Origin of the sequence: Curtobacterium sp. PhB190 (assembly GCF_004365385.1) — a bacterium.
Taxonomy (GTDB): Bacteria; Actinomycetota; Actinomycetes; order Actinomycetales; family Microbacteriaceae; genus Curtobacterium.
Map to the genome: position 1 here is coordinate 141,890 of NZ_SODN01000002.1, position 19,016 is coordinate 160,905.

The window sequence follows — 19,016 nt, forward strand, 5'->3', positions numbered from 1 at the left end:
GTCATCCATCGTGACGAAGCGTGACGGCTGACTGTCGGCAGGTGCTGCTGCGTGTGCCGGTGCCGGTGCCGGTCCGTCCCGCGCAACCAAAGTCGTCCGGAACCGGGGATTCACCCTGCTCGGATTCACTTTGGTTGTGCGGCAGTGCGCTGCCCACGACTCACGCGCGGTCGTGGAGCGTGACCTGGTAGCCGTCCGGGTCGGCGAACGTGAACGTCCGGCCGAACGGGCCGTCGATCGGTGCCGACACGATCGTGTGGCCGTCGGCCACCAGGGCGTCGTGGATGGCCTGCACGTCGGTCGCGTGCAGCCAGATCGCCGCCCCGATGCCCGGCTGCGACACCGCATCGAGGTCGGTGCCGGGGACGACGTCCCGCAGTGCGAACGCGATCGGCGTCGTCTCGAAGACGACGGCGTGCGGCGGGCCGGCCTGCGAGCGGACCAGACCGAGGTACTGCTCGTAGAACGCCTGGGACGCCGTCAGGTCGCGGGTCTGCAGGGAGATGAAGTCGGGGCCGGTGACGGGCATGTGGTGCTCCTTCGTGTCGTGTCAGTCTTCTGACAAAGAGCAATCTATGTCAGACTCCTGACATGAGTCAAGACGCTATCGACCTCGAGACGTCCCTCGGGTACCTGCTCAAGGAAGCCGCGAGCGCGCTCCGCGCCGCGATGGAGGCCGTGCTGCGCCCCCTCGGCATGACGATGACGCACTACTCGTGCCTTGAACTCCTGGCACAGCGGCCCGGGCTGTCGAACTCCGAGCTCGCACGCGGCGCCTTCGTCACGCGGCAGTCGATGAACGTGCTGCTGCAGGCCCTGGAACGGGACGGCTTCGTGACGCGGGCCACCGAGGCACCGGTGGGCAAGGCGCTCCCGACGCGGTTGACGGCGAGCGGCCGGGCGAGCCTCGAGCTCGCGAGTGCGGCCGTCCGCGGCGTCGAGGTCCGGATGCTCGACGGGTTGTCGGGTGAGCAGCAGGTGGCGGCGCGGGGGGCGCTGCGCAGCATGGTGCGCTCACTCCGCCGCACCAGCGACGACGAGGCCGGCACGGTCTGACGACGCGCTACCCTTCGACCGGTATTGATGTATCTCTCGAAGGGAACCGTTCGTGCACGAGGACTCCACCGGCCTGTACCTGTCGAGCCTCTGGCTCAGCGTCGCGATGCTCGCCGGCGGGCACGCCCGGACCCGGAACCGATCGGCGTGGACCTGGTTCCTCCTGACGCTGCTGTTCGGCCCGCTCGCGGTGCTGCTGCTCGTCACGTGGCCGGCGCGCCCGCCGAGCCGGACCGACCCCACGCGGACCGATGCGTCCGCATCGGCACCGGACACGGGCGGTTCCGAGGAGTAGCCCTGACGCAGAAGCGCGCAGGACCAGATCCTCTCAGGGAAGGGCGGACACCATGGCGCTGCAGGACGACGTCGTCACCGACGTCGGCGGGGATCGACGACTACGGACCGCGCTGCTGATCGTTGGCATCGTGGCGGTCCTCGTCGGTGTCGCCTCACTCGTGCTCCCGCACGCGACGCTGTTCGCGGTCGCGTGGGTGTTCGGCATCTACCTGCTGGTGTCCGGCCTGTCGATGATCGTCCGTGCGTTCGCCCGCGGGATCGGCACCGGCCGCCGCATCGGCTTGGTCGTCCTCGGCGCACTGATCCTCGCCGGGGGCATCGTGGCGCTCGTCGCCCCGCCGGTCGGGGTGCGGTGGATCGCGTTCGTGATCGGCTTCGCCTGGCTGGTCGAGGGCATCACCCTGCTCTACGCCCCGACACCGACGAACCGTGCCCTGACGATCGGTGCCGCGGTGCTCAGCATCGTCATCGGCGTGCTCGTCATCAACCTGCCGTCCATCGGGGCAGCGCTGGCCGTCGTCGCCATCGCGGGCTTCCTGATCCTGTTCGGCATCGTGCAGATCGCCCTCGGGGTCACCGTCGGACGCGCTGACCGATCCGCCACGACCGCCGGACGAGCGGCCTGACCGCAGCCTCTGTGCGGGGGTTCGTCACCCGTCGAAGACGACGTCGGCAGCGTCCCTCGGGGCGAACTGCGCTTCAAAGTCGCGTTCGTTGGGGATCCACACGTCCTGCCACAGGTCGTCGTGGTCACGTCCGAGCTGGCGGTCGCGGGCCATGCCGCGACGAGCGGCGGTGTGGAGGTCCACGTCGCACCAGACCGCCACGTCGATGTGCGGCATCGCGTCGGGGTGGAAGAGGCCGATGAGGTCGACGACCAGACGTCCGTCGTCGGCAGTGGCTCCGCGGGACCGAGTGCCCGGACCGACCAGTCGAACCGCTGGAACGTGCTCGCTCGCCCCGTCCGGTGCGGTTCGAGGACGGACGACGTCAGACGCTCCCGATCGACACCGTCCCAGTCACCCGACCGCCGGTGGGACCGCTCCGGATCGAGGAAGTCGTCTCCACGGATCCGCACCGCGCCCGGCACCGTCCCGGCCAGACTGCGCGCCAGCGTGGACTTCCCGGAGCCGCAGTACCCCGAGATGCCGACGACGATGGGGTGCCCGGCCGAGGCGCGGCGTGCCGCCACGAGGTCGATGACACCGTCCTGATCCATCGGACCAGGGTACGAGCCGATCACCAGCACGGGATCCACGCCGACGACTCCTAGGCTCGACGGGTGGACGTCACACTGCGGAACAGCATCCCCGAGGACATCGAGTGGCTCGTCGAGCTGCGTGCGCAGGTCCTCCGTGCCGACCTGGAGCGTCTCGGCCGCTTTGACGCGGTCCGGGTCCGCGGGCGGATGCGTGATGCCTTCGCGCCCGAGCACACCCGTGTCGTCGTGGTCGACGGCCGCGATGTCGGCTCGATCGCCACACGGATCGACGACGACACCTGCTGGGTCGAGCACTTCTACCTCGCGCCGGAGGTCCAGGGGCGGGGCGTCGGATCGACAGTGCTCCGGACCGTCCTGGCCGAACCCCACGCGGGTGCGACGCGACTCAACGTCCTGCAGGGCAGCGCCGCGCGCCGGCTCTACGAACGGCACGGTTTCGTCGTCGACACCGAGGGCGACGTCGACGTCTTCATGACGCATCGTCACGTCTGAACGATAGGTTCGCCGCATGAGCCACGTCCTGCGATCCATCGGCCGGGTGGTGCTGACCACGCTGCAGTACCTGGCCGCCGTACTGAGCGCCATCGGTTCCGGCGGTGCCACCGCACCGGCCCAGCCACCTACCCGATCCACGAAGCCGCGAGACGAGTACCGCCCCTGAGCCGGGCGCTACAGCACCTTCGCGTACCAGCGGTCGGAGTACGGGTCGTCGTTGAACGGCGCGACCTGCACGAACCCGAGCCGCTCGTAGAGGGCACAGGCCTCGGCGAGCTCGGCCCGGGTGTCGAGCCGCAGCGACGTGATCCCGCGCGCCCGGCTGACCTCCGCGACGTGCCGCAGGAGTGCCGAACCGACACCCCGACCGCGGCAATCCGGCAGCGTGAAAACCTTCGTCAGCTCACCGACGACACCCACGAAACGCACGCCGGCACACGCGACCACCGCTCCCCCGTCCGAGGCGACGACGAACAGCCCGGAGTTCCCTTGCAGGTCGTCGAAGGGCTCGTCGAGCATCGCGCGGTCGACCTCGGCCGGCGTCGCCGCCCGCCCGAACCACCGCGACGCGACCTCGGTCAGGTAGTCCCGCACGATCGCGTCGGCCCTGCCTGCGCCGGGTCGCTCCGTCTCGAAGATCATCGCGCCCCTCCGACAGGCACACCATTCAAGCCGTTCGGGGCCCGGTCGGTGACCAGCTGCGGACGGGAGGCGCGTGGCGGGCCCGCCACGGGCCTCCCGGCCGTCACGTGGTCGCGATCGCGAGCCGCACCCGGCTCAGCGGGACGCCGTCGCCTCACGCGCAGCGGCTTCCGCCGCGACCCAGGCGAGCATGCCGCACTTGACCCGCATGACGAACTTCGAGACGCCGTGGAAGGCGATGAGGTCCTCGAGGACGTCCTCGTCGGGCTCGCCGATGCCGCGGGAGCGCATCATCGTGCGGAACTCGTCGGTCAGTGCGAGGAGCTCCGGGACCGTGCGGCCCACGGCCATGTCGGTGAGGACCGATGCCGAGGCCATCGAGATCGAGCAGCCGTCGCCCTGCCAGGCGAGACTGGCGATGCGGTCGGTGCCCGGTTCGAGGCGGATGCGGACGGTGATCTCGTCGCCGCACGTGGGGTTGCGCTCGAAGTGCGAGGCGTCGGCGTCGGGCAGGTCGCCGTCGCCGTGCCGGGCCTTCGCGTGGTCGAGGATGACCTGCTGGTACAGGCTGTCGAGGGCGTTCACGCGGTCGCTCCGAAGTAGCCACGGACCTCGCCGACGGCCGCGATGAACCGGTCGACGTCGTGCTCGGTCGTGTAGACGTAGGTGCTCGCGCGGTTGGTGGCGACCAGGCCGAGGCGGCGGTGCAGGGGTTGGGCGCAGTGGTGCCCCGAGCGGACGGCGATGCCCTGCGCGTCGAGGTACTGCGACACGTCGTGGGCGTGCACGCCGTCGACGTCGAACGACACCAGGCCCGATCGCGGGACGCCGACCGGCGGACCGACGACGCGGATGCCGGGGACGGCGGCCAGGCCGTCGAGCATGCGCCGGGCGAGGTGCTCCTCGTGCGCGCGGACACGCTCCATGCCGATGCCCTGCAGGTAGCGGACGGCCTCGGCCAGGGCGACGGCCTGCGAGACGGGCTGCGTGCCGGCCTCGAACCGCTCGGGTGCCGGCATGAACTCCGACGCCTCCATGGTCACGGTGGTGATCATGGACCCACCGGTACGGAACGGGGGCAGCGCGTTCAACAGCTCGCTGCGGCCCCAGAGCACGCCGATGCCGTTCGGGCCGAGCATCTTGTGCCCGGAGAACGCGGCGAAGTCGACGCCGAGCTCCTGCACGTCGAGCGGCCGGTGCGGCGCGGACTGGCAGGCGTCGAGGACGACCAGTGCGCCACGGGCGTGGGCGAGACCGACGATCTGCTCGACGGGGGCGACCATGCCGGTGACGTTCGAGACGTGCGCGAACGCGACGACCTTGGTGTGGTCGGTGATCAGGGCCGCGGCGTCCTCGGCGGTCCAGGTGCCGTCGTCGGCGACCGGGACCCAGCGGAGCGTCGCACCGGTCAGCGCGGCGAGTTCCTGCCACGGCACGAGGTTCGCGTGGTGCTCGGCCTCGGTGACCAGGATCTCGTCGCCCGGTCCGATGCGGAAGCGAGCGGCGTCGACCCCGCCGCGGCCACGGCTGGCGTTCGCGATGCCGTAGGCGACGAGGTTGAGGGCGTCGGTGGCGTTCGCGGTCCAGACGACCTCGCTCGGACCGGCAGCGCCGATGAAGTCGGCGACGGTGGCGCGGGCGTCCTCGTAGGCATCGGTGCTCAGGCCCGCGAGCGTGTGCGCGCCGCGGTGCACGGCGGCGTTGTCGTGCTCGAGGAACCGGCGTTCGGCGTCGAGGACCTGGGTCGGGCGTTCCGCCGTCGCCCCGGAGTCCAGGTACGCCAACGGTTGCCCGTTCACGTCCTGCGCGAGGATCGGGAAGTCCGACTTGATCGTCTCGACCTCGGCCTCGGTGAGCGGCTGGTTCGGCGCCACGACTGTCACGTCTCGTCCTCCTGGTGTTGCTGTCCGGAGCAACCCGTCAATGGTGGCCGTTGTTCCCGACGGCGTCCAGTCGGCGCGGGAACGGCCCAGGACCACGCCGGGTCCTGGGCCGTCGCACGGTGGGGCTACTCGTTGCCGATCTTCTTGTCCGCAGCGTCGCGGGCACCGTCGATCTTGTCGTCGTACTTGCCGCCGGTGGCCTTCTTGACCGCGTCGGCGACGCCCCCGAGGACCTTGTCGCTGATGTCCTCGGCCTTCTCGCTCTTCAGGGCGTCCTGGACCTTGTTGTCCTTCAGGAAGTCCTGGGCCTTCTTCGTGATGTCGTCGAACCCCGCCATGGCCTGCTCCTCAGCTCGGTGCGGAGCCCGTCGCTCCGTCATGCCGCAGATCGTAGGCCGCAGAACCGTCCTCTGTCCCGGAACGTGACGAAGTGTTCACACCATCTGGGCGCTGCGTCGACGTGCCAGGACGTACCCGACCGCGACCGCCCCGGACACCGCGAGCAGCGACGGGATGAGGATGTCGGTGCCCTCCTGCGTGAACTCGACCACCAGGACGAGCGCCGTGAACGGGGCCCGCATCGTGGTCGCCAGGAACGCCGCGGCGCCGACGAACGCGAAGGCCGCCAGGCCCGGGCCGTCAGCCGGCCAGAGCAGGAGCCACGCGCCCCCGAGGCCGCCGCCGATCGCCGAACCGATCGCGATCGATGGTGTCAGGGTGCCGCCGACCGCGCCGGCACCGATCGTGGCCGACGTGGTGATCGTCCGGACGACGCCGAGCAGCAGGAGCAGCACGATCGGCGCCAGGCCGGCGACGGTGTCGTCGTCGAGCGAGGCGTTCATGGCGACGAGGCCCAGCGCCCGCCCGTTGCCGAGGATCTCGGGGAACGGCACCGCGATGAGCCCGACCATCGCGAACACCACCGGCAGCACGACGAGCAGGTGCCAGCCCTTGGGCGCGATGCCCTGCAGCCGGTTGGTGAGCTTCACGAACCCGACGCCCGCCAGGCCGAGGACGGGCCCGACGACGATCGCCCAGACGAGCAGCGACGGCGACATGTGCATCGCCGGCACGTGGTAGAGCACCTCGTCCGGGATCACGAGCCGGGCGACGAACGCGGCGACGGCACTCGTGGCGAACGCGGGCAGGGCGGTGGCGAAGCTGATCTCGCCGAGCAGGACCTCGACGGCGAACAGCGCACCGCCGAGCGGGACGTCGTACACCGCGGCGAGACCCGCTGCCGCTCCGCAGGCGACCAGGATCTTCGTCTCGCGCGGGGTGAGACCGGCACGACGGGTGACCAGTTGCGAGAGCCAGGCGCCGACCTCGCGCGGGGCGACCTCCTTGCCGATCGAGGCGCCGAGCCCGACCGCCAGGATCTGCACGCCGGCGTTCGCCAGGGTCGCGAGTGCGGGCATCCGCTTGCCGCCGACCGCCGCGGTGACCGACACGATCGGGCGCCCCCAGCGCCGGAGCGCCCACCAGGCGAAGCCCGTCAGGACACCGGCGGCCACGAGCGCGAGGAACCGGTTCAGCGCCGACGGGGCGTCTGCCGCCTCGAGGTGCCCACCGAAGCCGTACCCGAAGGCCACGAACTGGATGAGCTGCAGCGCGAGCCACACGGCGATGCCGGCGATGCCGCCGGAGATGCCCACCAGGGCGGTGACGACGGCGAGCTTGAGCGCCCAGACGGGGGTCGCGTGTCCGGAGCGCGGCATGTCGAAAACCCTAGCGGCTCCGATCACCGGCACCGGGCCTCCCGGCCATCCCGCCTGTCGTCAGACGGCCGTCAGCCGGAACGGGACCACGCAGTCGGCGGGCATGAGCGGCGGGTGCAGGCCGACCGTGCCGAGCACCCGACCGCTGAACACCCGTGCGCCGCTCCACCAGTCCGGCCGGACGATCCCGTGCCCGTCGCCGACCACGATCGGGTCGACGCGGTACGAGACGTCCGGGTCGAGGTCGCGGAAGGTGACCCGACCGGTGCCGGACACCTCGGACCGCCCGATGCTCGCCAGGAAGAAGACGGCCTGCTGCCGGTCCGGCGTGACCGTGCCGTACACGAGCCGGGAGTCGTCGACCTCGTCCATCCGCACCAGGTCGCCGCCGTGCAGCAGCCCGCGCAGCTCCTTGTACAGCGCGATCCACTCGGCCAGCGACGCCGACTCCTCCGCCGTCGCCTCGGTGAGGTCCCACTCGATGCCCAGGTGCCCGACGAGCGCGGTGCCGGCCCGGAAGGCCAGGTCGTGCACGCGGCCCGTCGAGTGGTTCCTGCCGCTCGCGATGTGCGCGCCGAGGAGTTCCGGGGGCAGGAGCTGCTGCGTCCACCGGTGCATCTGCTGCCGCTCGAGGGGGTCGATGTCGTCGGACACCCAGACGCGGTCGGTGTGCTCGATCACGCCGAGGTCGACCCGGGCGCCGCCCGACGCGCACGACTCGATCTCGAGCGTCGGGAAGCGTTCCTTCAGGGTCGCCATCAGCCGGTACGTCGCCAGGGTCTGCTCGTGCACCGCCGCACCGCCACCGGGGAACCCCGCCTCGACCAGGTCGCGGTTGTGGTCCCACTTGACGTACTCGATGCCGTACTCGCCGATGATCGCCGTCATCCGCTCGAGCACGTACTCGTACGCCTCGGGGATCGCCAGGTCGAGCACCTGCTGGTCGCGGGACCGCATCGGCAGTCGGCCGTCCGCCTGCATGATCCACTCCGGGTGGGCGCGGGCGAGGTCGCTGTCCTCGTTCACCATCTCGGGTTCGAACCACAGGCCGAACTCCATGCCGAGCGCCCGGACACGGTCCACGATCGGCCCGAGCCCGTCGGGCCAGACGTCCTCGTCGACGTACCAGTCGCCGAGCCCGAGGTGGTCGTTCCGGCGGCCGCGGAACCACCCGTCGTCGAGCACGTACCGCTCGACCCCGAGGGCCGCGGCGCGCTCCGCAAGGTCGGTCAGCCGGGCGAGGTCGTGGTCGAAGTACACGGCCTCCCAGACGTTGATCGTCATCGGCCGCGGCGTCGTCGGGTGCTGCGGCCGGCTGCGGAGCCACTGGTGGAAGCGTCGGGCCTGGTCGTCGAGCCCGTCACCGTGGGCGAACCACACCCACGGCCCCTCGTACGTCTCGCCCGTGCCGAGCCGGACCTCGCCCGGCAGCAGCAGTTCGCCGCCGCCGATCACCTGGCGCCCGGTCGACAGGCGTTCGGCGTGGTGCCGGTGGTTCCCGCTCCACCCGGTGTGCACGCCCCACACCTGACCGCGGGCGAAGCCGAAGCCGGGCTCCCCCACCGTCAGGACGGTCGCGGCGTCGGCACCGGTCCGGCCCTTCCGGCTCTCGCGCTGGTGGGTACCGACGACGAGCTCGCGGCGCTGCGGGGTGCGTTCCTTGCCCCATCGACCGGCGAAGTCCAGGACCTCGCGCGCCCCGGACGGGATCGGCATCGCCACCGTCAGGTCGTCCACCGTGTAGACGCCGTCGGCGGTGTTCGTGACGGCAGCCCGGGCACGGACGAGTCCGGAGACGAGCACCTCGATCGTCAGCCGGACGGCGAGCCCCGCGGTGTCGTCGGCAGCCTCGGCCGTGACGGTCGTGTCGGTGACGTCGAGCGACCGGACGGTGAACGCCGGCGACCAGTCGTGGCCGTCGCGGTGTCCGGCCAGGCCGGGTCGTCCGCTCCACCCGCGGTTCGGCTCGGGCAGCACGGCGACACGGACGGGGCCGTCCATCTCGTTCTGGGCCACGGGTGCGACGTCCGCGTCGGCGAGTGCGACGAGCGCGTCGTCGTCGAGTGGCCCGAGGGCTGCTCCCCAGTGCACCACCGCGGGCAGCGCGTGGTCACGGCAGTCGAGGACGAGGGAGACGCCCCCGGCGGTCAGCTGGACGAGGTCGTACGAGGTCACGGCCCCAGTCTTCCTCAGAACCAGCGCTTGACCTTGAACACGACCCACAGGATCGCGGCGAACAGGACCATCCCGACGATCGACAGCGGGTAGCCCCAGGTCCACGTCAGCTCGGGCATGTGCGTGAAGTTCATGCCGTAGATGGCGGCGATGAGCGTCGGGGCGAACAGGATCGCCGCCCAGCCGGAGATCCGCTTCGTGTCGTCGTTCTGCTTCTGCGCCGCCAGGGTGGAGTCGACGGTCAGCGCGTTCTGCAGCAGCTGCCGGAACGTGTCCAACCGCTCCACCGTGCGGATGGCGTGGTCGAGGACGTCGCGGAACCGGCGCTGCATCTCGATCGGCAGGTGGTACTTCTCGGCGCCGCGGTGCAGGTTCTCGATGATGTGGATGAGTGGGCGGGCCGCACGCTGGAAGTCGACGACCTCGCCGAACAGTTCGTAGATGCGCCGCGAGACCCCGGCCTCGCCCGCGAACAGCTGGTCCTCGATCTGGTTGATGTCCTCTTCCAGCCCGTCGATCACCGGCACGTAGCCGTCGACGATCGTGTCCATGAGCGCCCAGAGCTGCGCCTGCGGTCCGACCGTCACCAGGCCGGGCTTGCCGCTCATCCGCTGCAGTGCTCGCGGGACGGTCGGCTTGCCGCGCGGGTCGGCCTTCACCACGACGAGGAAGAAGTCCTCGCCGACGAAGGCGTGCACCTCGCCGAACGCCACCTCTTCCTGCCCGTCGTTGTAGAGCGCGGGCTTGAGGACCACGAAGAGCGTCGAGCCGTACCGCTCGAGCTTCGGCCGCTGGTGCCCCTCGGCGGAGTCCTCGACCGCGAGCTCGTGCAGGCCGAGGGCGACCGCGACGTCGCCGAGCTCCTGCGCGTCCGGTTGGTACAGCACGATGCACGCGCTCGCGCCCTGCTCGTCGAGCATCCGGAAGGTGTCGTCCAGCGACGGACTCGCCATCGGGGCGATCCGGTCGACGTACACGGTGTTCATCTCGACACTCACGCGACCACCGTACGCAGGTGACCGGCTTTCGGACGGGAGGCCCGTGGCGGGCCCGCCACGCGCCTCCAGTCCGCCGTCCCCCACAGGCTGAACGCACGCTGCGCGCCCGACAGGACCGCCCGCCTACGGTGCAGGTCATCAGCATGCTGACGAAGGGAACGGTCATGAAGAGGATCTGGAAGCGCATCGCAGTCGCCGTGAGTGCCGTCGTCGCGGTGGTCGGGGCGTTCGTCGGGTCCGGCGCGGCCGGCGGGACGCCGATCCAAGACGCTGCCGGCGGAGCACTGTCCGCGTCTTCGACCGCCATCGCACCGGACGGCCCGGCGTTCTCGATCTGGAGCGTCGTCTACGTCGGCCTCATCGCCTACGCCATCCGCCAGCTCTTCCGCACGTCGGACGATGACCGGCACGCGAAGCTGGCGGTGCCGGCGATCCTGTCCCTGCTGCTCAACGCGGCGTGGATCCTGTCGGTGCAGTTCGGGTTCCTGTGGGCGAGCGAGCCGATCATCGTGGCCCTGCTCGCGGTGCTGGTGTGGACCTTCACGATCCTGCGGCGGACGAAGCCCTCCGGCGTCGTCGAGGCGATCGTCACCGACGGCACGTTCGGCCTCTACCTCGGGTGGGTGTGCGTCGCGACGGCGGCGAACACGGCCGCGGTGCTGACGGCAGCGGGCTTCCGGGGCTTCGACCTCGGGCAGGACGTCTGGGGTGTGCTCGTCGCAGCGGTGGCCGGGCTCGTCGGGCTGCTGCTGGCGGTGTGGGGTCGGGGTCGCCTGGCGCCGATGCTCTCCCTGGCCTGGGGGCTGGCGTGGGTGGCGGTCGCGCGGCTCGACGGTCCGCTGGTGTCGACGCCGACCGCCGTGGCCGCAGTGGTCGCAGCCGCCGCGGTCGTGGTGGTGACGGTCGCCGTGCGGGCGCGTGCGGGCTGGTCCGGCGCGCGTGGCCTGGCGGCGCGCACGGCGTGACAGCGGGCCGGGGCGGGGCGCCACGGTGCGTCGCGGTCTGTCGCGGTCTGTCCCGGTCTGTCCCGGTCTGTCCCGGTCTGTCCCGGTCTGTCCCGGCAAACCGACACTTCTCGCGGCGCCGATCCGGTCCGTGCCGCCAAAGCGACAGTCTGCCGCGGATGTTCCGCGGCAGACTGTCGCTTTCGCGGGCCGGGGGCCGGGGGCCGGCCCGGCGCGACGCGGCCGCGGCCTACCGCGCGGACGCCACGAGGCCGTGCGCGGCCGCCACGGCCTCGTTCGTGACCTGGCCGGCGTGCACGTTCAGGCCGAGGGCGAGCGACGGGTCGGCGGCCAGCGCGGCCTCCCACCCGCGGTCGGCGATCGCGACGGCGTACGGCAGCGTCGCGTTCGTCAGCGAGATCGTGCTCGTGCGCGGGACGGCACCGGGCATGTTCGCCACGCAGTAGTACACGGTGTCGTGCACCGCGAACGTCGGGTCGTCGTGGGTGGTCGGGTGCGAGCCCTCGAAGCAGCCGCCCTGGTCGATCGCGATGTCGACGAGCACCGATCCCGGCCGCATGTCCGCGACCATGGCGTCGGTGACGAGCTTCGGCGCGGACGCCCCGGGGATGAGCACGGAACCGATCACCAGGTCGGCGTCCCGCAGGGCTTCCGCGATGGCGTGCGCCGACGACCGCAGCGTCGTGATCCGCCCGTCGAACCGGGCGTCGAGCGCGCGCAGCCGGGGCAGGCTGATGTCGAAGACCGTCACGTCGGCCCCCATGCCGAGCGCCATCGTCGCGGCGTGCTCGCCCGCGACCCCACCGCCGATCACGACGACGCGGCCCTTCGGCGTGCCGGGCACCCCACCGAGCAGCAGCCCGCGTCCGCCGTTCGTGCGCATCAGGTTGTAGGCGCCGACCTGGGCGGACAGCCGCCCGGCGACCTCGGACATCGGCGACAGCAGGGGCAGCGAGCGGTCCGGCAGCTGCACGGTCTCGTAGGCGATCGCGGTGGCCCCGGAGTCGATGAGCGCATCGGTCAGCGGACGGTCGGCCGCCAGGTGCAGGTACGTGAAGAGCACCTGGCCCGGACGGATGAGCGGGTACTCGGACGCCACCGGCTCCTTGACCTTCAGGATCAGCTCGGCGCGCGCCCAGACCTCGTCCGCGGTGTCGACGATCTCGGCGCCCGCGGTGCGGTACTCGTCGTCGGGGAACGCCGACCCGGTGCCGGCGCCGGCCTGCACCAGGACCTGGTGGCCGTGCAGCGCCAGCTCCGCGACACCCGCTGGGGTGGCCGCCACGCGGTACTCGTTGTTCTTGATCTCGGTGGGGACGCCGATGCGCATCGCAGACTCCTTCGTGGGTGGTGCTCTCGTCCACACCATTCAGCGCCGGATTCGTTGCGGTGACGTTACGGCCGAAGATCCAGACGACGCACGGCGCATCCGTGCGATGAGATTCGGCGATCAGTCGCTCAGAAGACCTTGCCCGGGTTCAGGATGCCTGCCGGGTCGAACACCCGTCGGATCCCCCGCTGCAGCTCGAGCACGTCGTCGCCGAGCTCGTCACCGATCCACCGACGCTTCAACACCCCCACGCCGTGCTCGCCCGTCAGGGTGCCTCCCAACTCGATCGCGGCACGGAACATCGCATCGGCGGCGTCCTAGACGTGAGCCGGCACCTCGTCGCCGTCGAAGACGAAGTTCGGGTGCAGGTTGCCGTCGCCGGCGTGCGCCACGGTCGGGATCGGGACACCGTGTTCGCGACCGATCTCCTCCACGCGGGCGAACATCTCGGCGAGCCGGCTGCGCGGCACGGCGACGTCCTCGATGAGCACCCGGCCTCGCGACTCCATCGCGGCGTGGAATGACCGGCGGATCGTCAGCAGGCGCTCGCGTTCCGCCGCCGACACGGCCAGGTGCACGGTTCCACCCTCGGCCTGGAGGCGCGGCACGGCTCCCAGCGCGGCCTCGGTCGCGCCCGGGCCGTCGAACTCCACCAGCAGGAAGACCCCGCCCGCCGCGGTGCTCCCCACCGTCTCGACGATCACCTCGGGTCCCAGGTACGCCGCGATCCCCTCGAGGGCGAGGGCGTCCAGCAGCTCGACCGTCGACGGCCGATCCGCTCCCGCCACGACGGCCGCTGCCGCAGCCGCCGCCTGCTGCACGGACGGGTAGACGGCCCCGAGGGTCGCGGGCTCACCCGCCGGGATCGGGACGAGTCGGACCGTGGCGCCGACGATGACGCCGAGCGTGCCCTCGGACCCGACGAGCAACGCCGTCAGGTCGAGGCCGGTCACCCCCTTCACGGTTCGGTGGCCGGTCGACACGAGCCGGCCGTCCGCCAGCACGATGTCGAGTCCGAGCACGGCCTCGCGCGTGACGCCGTACTTCACGCACCGCAGACCACCGGCGTTCGTGGCGATGTTCCCGCCGACGCTCGCGATCGCCGCACTCGCGGGGTCCGGTGCGAAGCGCAGCCCGTGCTCGGCGACGGCGGCGTTCAGCGCACCGTTGAGCACCCCGGGTTCGACGACGGCGAGTTCGTCCTCGACGGACACCTCGACGATGCGGTCCATCCGCGCGACACTGAGCACCACCGTGCCCTCGGTGCCGTTCGCGCCACCCGCCAGACCGGTGCCGGCGCCGCGCGGGACGACGGGGACGCCCAGGGCCGAGCAGGTCCGGAGTGTCGCCTGCACGTGTTCGACGGTGCGGGCCTCGACGACGGCGACCGGACCGCCGGGTGCGATCCAGCCGGACTTGTCGGTCCGCGCGGCGTCGAGCACGCCCGGTTCGGTCCGGACGACGGTGCCGTCGGGGTCCTGCAGTGCGGAGCGGAGCGCGGTGACGACGGTGTCCATGTCGTCACGCTACCGCCGCCGGGTGGACTCCCCGGCTCGGTGCCTCGCGGCGGTCAGCGCGTGCGGAGCGACTCGCTCGGCAGCTCGCCGAAGCGGGCACGGTACGTCGCCGAGAACCGCCCGAGGTGCCCGAAGCCCCACGACCGGGCGATCTCGGCCACCGAGGTCTCGTCGCGCGCGCCCCCGAGCAGGTCCGCCCGCGCACCGTCGAGCCGCACCTCGCGCAGCAGGTCGCCGGGCGTCTGGTCGAGGTGCCGTCGCAGGGACTGCTGCAGCCCGCGCGGGCTGAGCCCCGCCGCCGCGGCGATCTCGGGTGTGCCGATGGGTTCGCGGGCGTGCTCGTGCACGAAGTCGAGCGCCCGGCGGACGCGGCCGTGCTCCGGACCGCCGCCGGCCACGGTCGAGCGCCAGCGATCGCGCTGCGGGAACGCACGGATCGCAGCGGTCGCGAAGGCCTCGGCGATGTCGCGCTGCGCGATCGGGTCGAGGTCGTGGTCCACGTCGAGCCACGTCGACGAGTGCGTCCGGACCACGTCCTGCCACGCGGCCGTGCCCGCAGCCGTCGGGCGCTGCATCGGCTCGAAGGCGAAGTCGTCCTCGCCGACCAGCGCCCGGACGAAGTCGCGGTCCAGGTGCACGAGGTTCAGCGCGATGTCGCGGTGGTGCAGGGAGTACGGCTCGGCGAACGGCAGCACGACGGGCACGCCGGCTTCGAGCGCCCAGGTCTCGCCGCCGCAGGTGATCCGGCTGGAACCGCTCCGCATCCAGGCCACCAGGAACTCGTCGTCGACCTGGCTCTCGCTGCGCAGGTCGACCATGAACCGCGACGACCGCAGCGACATCCGGTCGTCGCCGACTCCGGCGAAGTCCCAGTGCGCGGTGGGGCGGGTGCGCCGGACCGCGGGTGCCCGGAAGTCGTAGTCGCGCCCGAAGAACGCGAGCGCCTGGTCGACGTCCGTGCCGACCACGCGACGGGAGTACCGGCCGCCCGGTCGGTCCATCGAGATCACCATGGCCGAGAACGTACCCGGCACCCCCGACAGAACCGGGTCACATCCTGACTCAGGGCTGCAGGATCGCCTGCCCGACGCTCTCGTCCAGGATCAGGTCCGTGACGAGCCCGGACGCCAGCGCACCCCGCAACGACGCGGCCTTCGACCGGCCCGCGACGACGCAGACCCGACGCGGAGCGCGCTTGATGGTGTCGAGGTCCGGCCCGCCGGCGCGCGCGTTCACGCCGATGTCCCGCCACGACCCGTCGGCCCGGTAGAACACGGTCGAGACGTCCCCGACGACCTGGGCCTTCGTGAGCTCCTCGCGGTCCGCGGGGTCGAGGTAGCCGCCGGAGTACACGTGCGACGGCACCGGGGCCTGCGGGGCGCCCACACCGAACACGACCAGGTCCATCCGCTCGTGCAGGTCGAGCACGCGGCGGATCGACCGCTCGCGGAACAGCGCCTCCTTCGTGGCCGGGTCGTCGAAGAACGCGGGCACCGGGAACTGCTGCACGAACGCGCCGTAGGCCTCGCCGAACCGCCGCAGGATTTCCGAGGCGTAGACGATGCCCGTGGTCCGGGTGTTCGCGGCGCCGTTGATCTGCACGATGGTCGACCCGTGCGTGGTCTTCGGCACGAGGTACCGGCTGACCGCGCTCACCGTCGAGCCCCACGAGATCCCGATCACCATGTTCGACTCGACGTACTGCGTCAGGATCCGGGCGGCGGACAGGGCGACCCGTTCCAGCCGGTCGACGTCGCTCGTGTGGTCCGGCACCGGGACGACGTGCGCGTGCACGCCGAACCGCGAGCGGATGCTGCGGCTCAGCGCGGCCGCCTGGTCCAGGGGTGAGCGGATCTGGATGTCGACGAGACCGGTGTCCCTGGCGTACTTCAACAGGCGCGACACCGAGGACCGCGAGGTCGCGAGTTCGTCCGCGATGGCGTCCATCGTCAGGTCCTGCAGGTAGTACAGGTGGGCGGCGCGCAGCGCCTGCTGCGTGCGCATGGGCTGAGCCGCATCGCTCATGGTGCTCCGATCTGTCGAACGCAACCATGCACGGACGTGCAGGGCCTCTGCAACCCCTGTCGTGCCTCCCGGCCCCCGGATCGGAGCGCACGACACGTGTGCTGCACGTTCGTGCACGCAAGTTGCCCGACCTCCCAAACCGGCGCACGATCGATCCTGACCACGAGAACCGACGAAGGAAGCGACGAACCATGTCGAAGAAGACACAGCCCCGGAACACGGTGACCGCCCTCACCGAGCGCCCGAACGCGCAGGTCCTCGTCGTCGGCGGCGGCATCAACGGCATCGCCACGTTCCGCGACCTCGCGCTGCAGGGCGTCGACGTCGCCCTGGTCGAGCGCGGCGACTACGCCTCCGGTGCGTCCGCCGCGTCGAGCCACATGATCCACGGCGGCATCCGCTACCTCGAGAACGGCGAGTTCCGCCTGGTGCGCGAGAGCGTCCAGGAGCGCAACGGGCTCATCCGCATCGCCCCGCACTACGTCAAGCCACTGCAGACCACGATGCCGATCTTCTCGACGTTCTCCGGCATCATGAACGCCCCGCTGCGCATGCTGACGCACAAGCAGCGCTCCACCAAGGAGCGCGGCGCGATGCTCATCAAGATCGGCATGACGATCTACGACTCCTTCTCGCGCGACGGCGGCTCCGTCCCGAAGCACGTCTTCCGCACCAAGAAGGCCGCGCTCGAGGACATGCCCGCCCTCAACAAGGACCTGAAGTACACGGGCACCTACTACGACGCGAGCGTGCACGAGCCCGAGCGCCTGGCCCTCGACGTCCTCAAGGACGGCATCGCCGCAGGCACCGGGACCGGCTCCGCCGCGACCGCCCGCGCGACGAACTACGTCGAGGCAGCCGGCACCCGCGACGGCGGCGTGCTGCTGCGCGACCGCGAGACCGACGAGGAGTTCGTGTTCACCGCCGAGGTCGTCATCAACGCGTCCGGCCCCTGGACCGACCTGACGAACGAGGCGTTCGGCGGCGAGACGAAGTTCATGGGCGGCACGAAGGGCTCCCACATCGTCGTCCAGAACGACGAGCTGCTCGAGGCCACCAAGGGCCGCGAGCTGTTCTTCGAGAACGACGACGGACGCATCGTCCTCATCTACCCGCTCAAGGGCCGGGTCCTCATCGGCACGACCGACATCGACGCCGACCCCTCGAAGCCGGTCACGACCACCGACGAGGAAATCGACTACTTCTTCGGGCTCGTGAAGCACGTGTTCCCGCAGATCGACGTCACCCGCGACCACATCGTCTACAGCTACTCCGGCATCCGTCCGCTCCCCCGCCACGAGGACACCGCCCCCGGCTTCGTCTCGCGTGACTACCGGATCGTGGACACCCAGATCGCCGGGCTGCCGAAGTCGACCGTGCTGTCGCTCGTCGGCGGCAAGTGGACGACGTTCCGTGCCCTCGCCGCGCACCTGTCGACCGAGGCCACCACGAAGCTCGGCATGCCCCGCAAGGTCGACACGACCGGCATGGCGATCGGCGGTGGCAAGGAGTTCCCCACCACCGACGCGCAGCGCGCCCTGTGGATCACCTCGCACCGTGACGGTCTGGACGAGTCCCTGGTCGAAGGCCTGCTGGAGCGCTACGGCACCCGTGCCGCCGAGGTCGTGGACGTCCTGACCGACGGCCCCGTCGAGGCGCTCGAGTCCGACCCGTCACTCACCCGCGCCGAGGTCGCGTACTTCGCCGAGCACGAGCAGGCCGTCCACCTGGTCGACGTGGTGCTGCGCCGCACGAACCTGGCGTTCGTCGGCGGTGTCACGATCGACCTGCTCGACGAGCTGGCCGACGTGCTCGCCGGGGCGCTCGACTGGACGCCCGAGGAGCGCGCGGACGAGGTCCAGCGCACGCTCGACGTGCTGCGCGAGGCGCACCGTGTGATCGTGCCGCTGACGTCCGCAACGGCACAGGCGTCGGCATCGCAGCTCGCGTAGTCGACGCGACCACCTACGGACGGGAGGCCCGGTACCAGCTGGTACCGGGCCTCCCGTCCGTCATGGGGTTGCGTTCTCGTGCGTCAGTAGCGCTCGCCGGTCGGGTCCAGCGCGGTGCGGTCGATGAGCTGGTCACCACCGATCGGCTCGCCCTCCCAGTCGACCAGGTGCCAGCCGTCGGCGAAGGACCCCTCGAGCTCGACGATGCCGGTGTTCTCCAGGTGGCGCTTGGTGCCGAAGTGGTCCGGGGTGTTGTCGGCGGCCGCGCTCGCCCAGGTACGGATCGCCGCACCGTGACTCACCGCCGCCGCCACGCCGACGCCGGTGGCCTCGATCTGCCGCACGGCGTCGTCGTACCGCTCGAAGAACTCGAGCCCGCTCTCCGCCCCCGGCATCCGGGTCGTGCGGTCCCCGCCGGACCAGCCGTGCACCGTCGAGATGTACAGCTGCACGGACACCTTGTCGCTCTTGCCCTGGGTGTCCCCGGCCTCGATCTCACGCAGACCGGGCAGCACGACGGGCTCGAGCCCGAGCGACGCCGCCAGGGGTGCCGCGGTGATCTGCGTCCGGACCATGGTGGAGGCGAAGAGCCGCTCGATCCCCCGGTCGGCCAGGGCTGCCGGCAGGGCATCCGCCTGCTGCTGGCCGAGCTCGGTCAGGCCGGGTCCGGGCACCACGGCGTCGAGGACACCGTTCACGTTCGCGGGGGTCTGGCCGTGGCGGATGAGCAGCAGTCGCATG

Annotated in this window: 20 protein-coding genes and 1 pseudogene; 7 read left to right on the forward strand and 14 right to left on the reverse strand. The window is 71.3% G+C overall.

What is annotated here, in order from left to right; translation table 11 throughout:
- Positions 1 to 160: 160 nt before the first annotated feature.
- Positions 161 to 529 carry a VOC family protein gene (locus EDF47_RS03445; protein WP_133937927.1) on the reverse strand — a complete coding sequence of 123 codons (369 nt, stop codon included), beginning with the start codon at positions 527 to 529 and terminating at the stop codon, positions 161 to 163.
- 62 nt (positions 530 to 591) lie between these two features.
- On the opposite strand from EDF47_RS03445, the gene EDF47_RS03450 reads away from it, so the two are divergent.
- Genes EDF47_RS03450 through EDF47_RS03460 form a run of 3 tightly spaced genes read left to right on the forward strand, consistent with a single transcriptional unit; the run spans position 592 to position 1,979 of the window.
- Complete coding sequence (locus EDF47_RS03450; RefSeq protein WP_133937928.1) at positions 592 to 1,056, forward strand: MarR family transcriptional regulator; 465 nt, start codon at positions 592 to 594, stop codon at positions 1,054 to 1,056.
- Between the two features lie 52 nt (positions 1,057 to 1,108).
- Complete coding sequence (locus EDF47_RS03455) at positions 1,109 to 1,351, forward strand: hypothetical protein (protein WP_243833997.1); 243 nt, start codon at positions 1,109 to 1,111, stop codon at positions 1,349 to 1,351.
- A gap of 52 nt (positions 1,352 to 1,403) precedes the next feature.
- A complete protein-coding gene (locus tag EDF47_RS03460; protein ID WP_165918789.1) occupies positions 1,404 to 1,979 on the forward strand; it encodes a DUF308 domain-containing protein in 576 nt (191 codons plus the stop codon).
- A gap of 24 nt (positions 1,980 to 2,003) precedes the next feature.
- On the opposite strand, the gene EDF47_RS20140 is transcribed toward EDF47_RS03460, so the two are convergent.
- Positions 2,004 to 2,195, reverse strand: a complete 192-nt coding sequence (locus EDF47_RS20140; RefSeq protein ID WP_243833998.1) for a hypothetical protein — start codon at positions 2,193 to 2,195, stop codon at positions 2,004 to 2,006.
- 440 nt (positions 2,196 to 2,635) lie between these two features.
- Here EDF47_RS20140 and EDF47_RS03470 point away from each other — a divergent pair, with 440 nt between their 5' ends.
- The gene (locus EDF47_RS03470; protein WP_208320966.1) at positions 2,636 to 3,067 is read left to right on the forward strand and encodes a GNAT family N-acetyltransferase; all 432 of its coding nucleotides are present in this window, start codon (positions 2,636 to 2,638) and stop codon (positions 3,065 to 3,067) included.
- 16 nt (positions 3,068 to 3,083) lie between these two features.
- Positions 3,084 to 3,236: a hypothetical protein gene (locus EDF47_RS19710; RefSeq protein ID WP_165901119.1), complete on the forward strand. Its 153-nt coding sequence runs from the start codon at positions 3,084 to 3,086 to the stop codon at positions 3,234 to 3,236.
- Positions 3,237 to 3,244: 8 nt separating this feature from the next.
- Here EDF47_RS19710 and EDF47_RS03475 read toward each other — a convergent pair whose 3' ends face one another.
- The 7 genes from EDF47_RS03475 to EDF47_RS03505 form a co-directional block, all read right to left on the reverse strand.
- Positions 3,245 to 3,712: a GNAT family N-acetyltransferase gene (locus EDF47_RS03475; protein ID WP_133937930.1), complete on the reverse strand. Its 468-nt coding sequence runs from the start codon at positions 3,710 to 3,712 to the stop codon at positions 3,245 to 3,247.
- A 135-nt stretch (positions 3,713 to 3,847) separates the two neighbouring features.
- Positions 3,848 to 4,297, reverse strand: a complete 450-nt coding sequence (gene sufU / locus EDF47_RS03480) for a Fe-S cluster assembly sulfur transfer protein SufU (protein ID WP_133937932.1) — start codon at positions 4,295 to 4,297, stop codon at positions 3,848 to 3,850.
- On the reverse strand, positions 4,294 to 5,586 hold the full coding sequence (locus tag EDF47_RS03485; protein ID WP_133938013.1) for a SufS family cysteine desulfurase: 1,293 nt from the start codon (positions 5,584 to 5,586) through the stop codon (positions 4,294 to 4,296). Before EDF47_RS03485 ends, sufU begins: the two co-directional genes overlap by 4 nt.
- 134 nt (positions 5,587 to 5,720) lie before the next feature.
- A complete protein-coding gene (locus EDF47_RS03490) occupies positions 5,721 to 5,933 on the reverse strand; it encodes an antitoxin (protein WP_123292323.1) in 213 nt (70 codons plus the stop codon).
- A 96-nt stretch (positions 5,934 to 6,029) separates the two neighbouring features.
- Complete coding sequence (locus EDF47_RS03495; protein ID WP_133937934.1) at positions 6,030 to 7,313, reverse strand: chloride channel protein; 1,284 nt, start codon at positions 7,311 to 7,313, stop codon at positions 6,030 to 6,032.
- A gap of 60 nt (positions 7,314 to 7,373) precedes the next feature.
- Positions 7,374 to 9,488: an alpha-galactosidase gene (locus tag EDF47_RS03500; RefSeq protein WP_208320967.1), complete on the reverse strand. Its 2,115-nt coding sequence runs from the start codon at positions 9,486 to 9,488 to the stop codon at positions 7,374 to 7,376.
- Positions 9,489 to 9,502: 14 nt separating this feature from the next.
- Positions 9,503 to 10,486, reverse strand: a complete 984-nt coding sequence (locus tag EDF47_RS03505; RefSeq protein WP_243698069.1) for a magnesium and cobalt transport protein CorA — start codon at positions 10,484 to 10,486, stop codon at positions 9,503 to 9,505.
- A gap of 164 nt (positions 10,487 to 10,650) precedes the next feature.
- Here EDF47_RS03505 and EDF47_RS03510 point away from each other — a divergent pair, with 164 nt between their 5' ends.
- A complete protein-coding gene (locus EDF47_RS03510) occupies positions 10,651 to 11,451 on the forward strand; it encodes a tryptophan-rich sensory protein (protein ID WP_123292320.1) in 801 nt (266 codons plus the stop codon).
- A 229-nt stretch (positions 11,452 to 11,680) separates the two neighbouring features.
- On the opposite strand, the gene ald is transcribed toward EDF47_RS03510, so the two are convergent.
- The 4 genes and pseudogenes from ald to EDF47_RS03530 form a co-directional block, all read right to left on the reverse strand.
- On the reverse strand, positions 11,681 to 12,781 hold the full coding sequence (gene ald / locus EDF47_RS03515; protein WP_131845775.1) for an alanine dehydrogenase: 1,101 nt from the start codon (positions 12,779 to 12,781) through the stop codon (positions 11,681 to 11,683).
- 128 nt (positions 12,782 to 12,909) lie between these two features.
- Positions 12,910 to 14,298: pseudogene (locus EDF47_RS03520) on the reverse strand (FAD-linked oxidase C-terminal domain-containing protein).
- Between the two features lie 53 nt (positions 14,299 to 14,351).
- Positions 14,352 to 15,311: an AraC family transcriptional regulator gene (locus EDF47_RS03525; protein WP_133937936.1), complete on the reverse strand. Its 960-nt coding sequence runs from the start codon at positions 15,309 to 15,311 to the stop codon at positions 14,352 to 14,354.
- Positions 15,312 to 15,360: 49 nt separating this feature from the next.
- On the reverse strand, positions 15,361 to 16,323 hold the full coding sequence (locus EDF47_RS03530; RefSeq protein WP_166673181.1) for a sugar-binding domain-containing protein: 963 nt from the start codon (positions 16,321 to 16,323) through the stop codon (positions 15,361 to 15,363).
- A 191-nt stretch (positions 16,324 to 16,514) separates the two neighbouring features.
- Between EDF47_RS03530 and EDF47_RS03535 the strand changes: the two genes are divergently transcribed.
- The gene (locus EDF47_RS03535) at positions 16,515 to 18,275 is read left to right on the forward strand and encodes a glycerol-3-phosphate dehydrogenase/oxidase (RefSeq protein ID WP_133937938.1); all 1,761 of its coding nucleotides are present in this window, start codon (positions 16,515 to 16,517) and stop codon (positions 18,273 to 18,275) included.
- 83 nt (positions 18,276 to 18,358) lie between these two features.
- Here the strand turns inward: EDF47_RS03535 and EDF47_RS03540 are convergent, their stop codons facing one another.
- Positions 18,359 to 19,015, reverse strand: a complete 657-nt coding sequence (locus EDF47_RS03540) for a histidine phosphatase family protein (protein WP_131879436.1) — start codon at positions 19,013 to 19,015, stop codon at positions 18,359 to 18,361.
- Position 19,016 lies beyond the last annotated feature (1 nt).

Coding starts and splice junctions, on each gene's coding strand:
- EDF47_RS03445 (WP_133937927.1), bottom strand. CDS start 529: ATGCCCGTCACCGGCCCCGACTTCATCTCCCTGCAGACCCGCGACCTG.
- EDF47_RS03450 (WP_133937928.1), top strand. CDS start 592: ATGAGTCAAGACGCTATCGACCTCGAGACGTCCCTCGGGTACCTGCTC.
- EDF47_RS03460 (WP_165918789.1), top strand. CDS start 1,404: ATGGCGCTGCAGGACGACGTCGTCACCGACGTCGGCGGGGATCGACGA.
- EDF47_RS20140 (WP_243833998.1), bottom strand. CDS start 2,195: ATGCCGCACATCGACGTGGCGGTCTGGTGCGACGTGGACCTCCACACC.
- EDF47_RS19710 (WP_165901119.1), top strand. CDS start 3,084: ATGAGCCACGTCCTGCGATCCATCGGCCGGGTGGTGCTGACCACGCTG.
- EDF47_RS03475 (WP_133937930.1), bottom strand. CDS start 3,712: ATGATCTTCGAGACGGAGCGACCCGGCGCAGGCAGGGCCGACGCGATC.
- EDF47_RS03490 (WP_123292323.1), bottom strand. CDS start 5,933: ATGGCGGGGTTCGACGACATCACGAAGAAGGCCCAGGACTTCCTGAAG.
- EDF47_RS03495 (WP_133937934.1), bottom strand. CDS start 7,313: ATGCCGCGCTCCGGACACGCGACCCCCGTCTGGGCGCTCAAGCTCGCC.
- EDF47_RS03510 (WP_123292320.1), top strand. CDS start 10,651: ATGAAGAGGATCTGGAAGCGCATCGCAGTCGCCGTGAGTGCCGTCGTC.
- ald (WP_131845775.1), bottom strand. CDS start 12,781: ATGCGCATCGGCGTCCCCACCGAGATCAAGAACAACGAGTACCGCGTG.
- EDF47_RS03525 (WP_133937936.1), bottom strand. CDS start 15,311: ATGGTGATCTCGATGGACCGACCGGGCGGCCGGTACTCCCGTCGCGTG.
- EDF47_RS03530 (WP_166673181.1), bottom strand. CDS start 16,323: ATGAGCGATGCGGCTCAGCCCATGCGCACGCAGCAGGCGCTGCGCGCC.
- EDF47_RS03535 (WP_133937938.1), top strand. CDS start 16,515: ATGTCGAAGAAGACACAGCCCCGGAACACGGTGACCGCCCTCACCGAG.
- EDF47_RS03540 (WP_131879436.1), bottom strand. CDS start 19,015: ATGCGACTGCTGCTCATCCGCCACGGCCAGACCCCCGCGAACGTGAAC.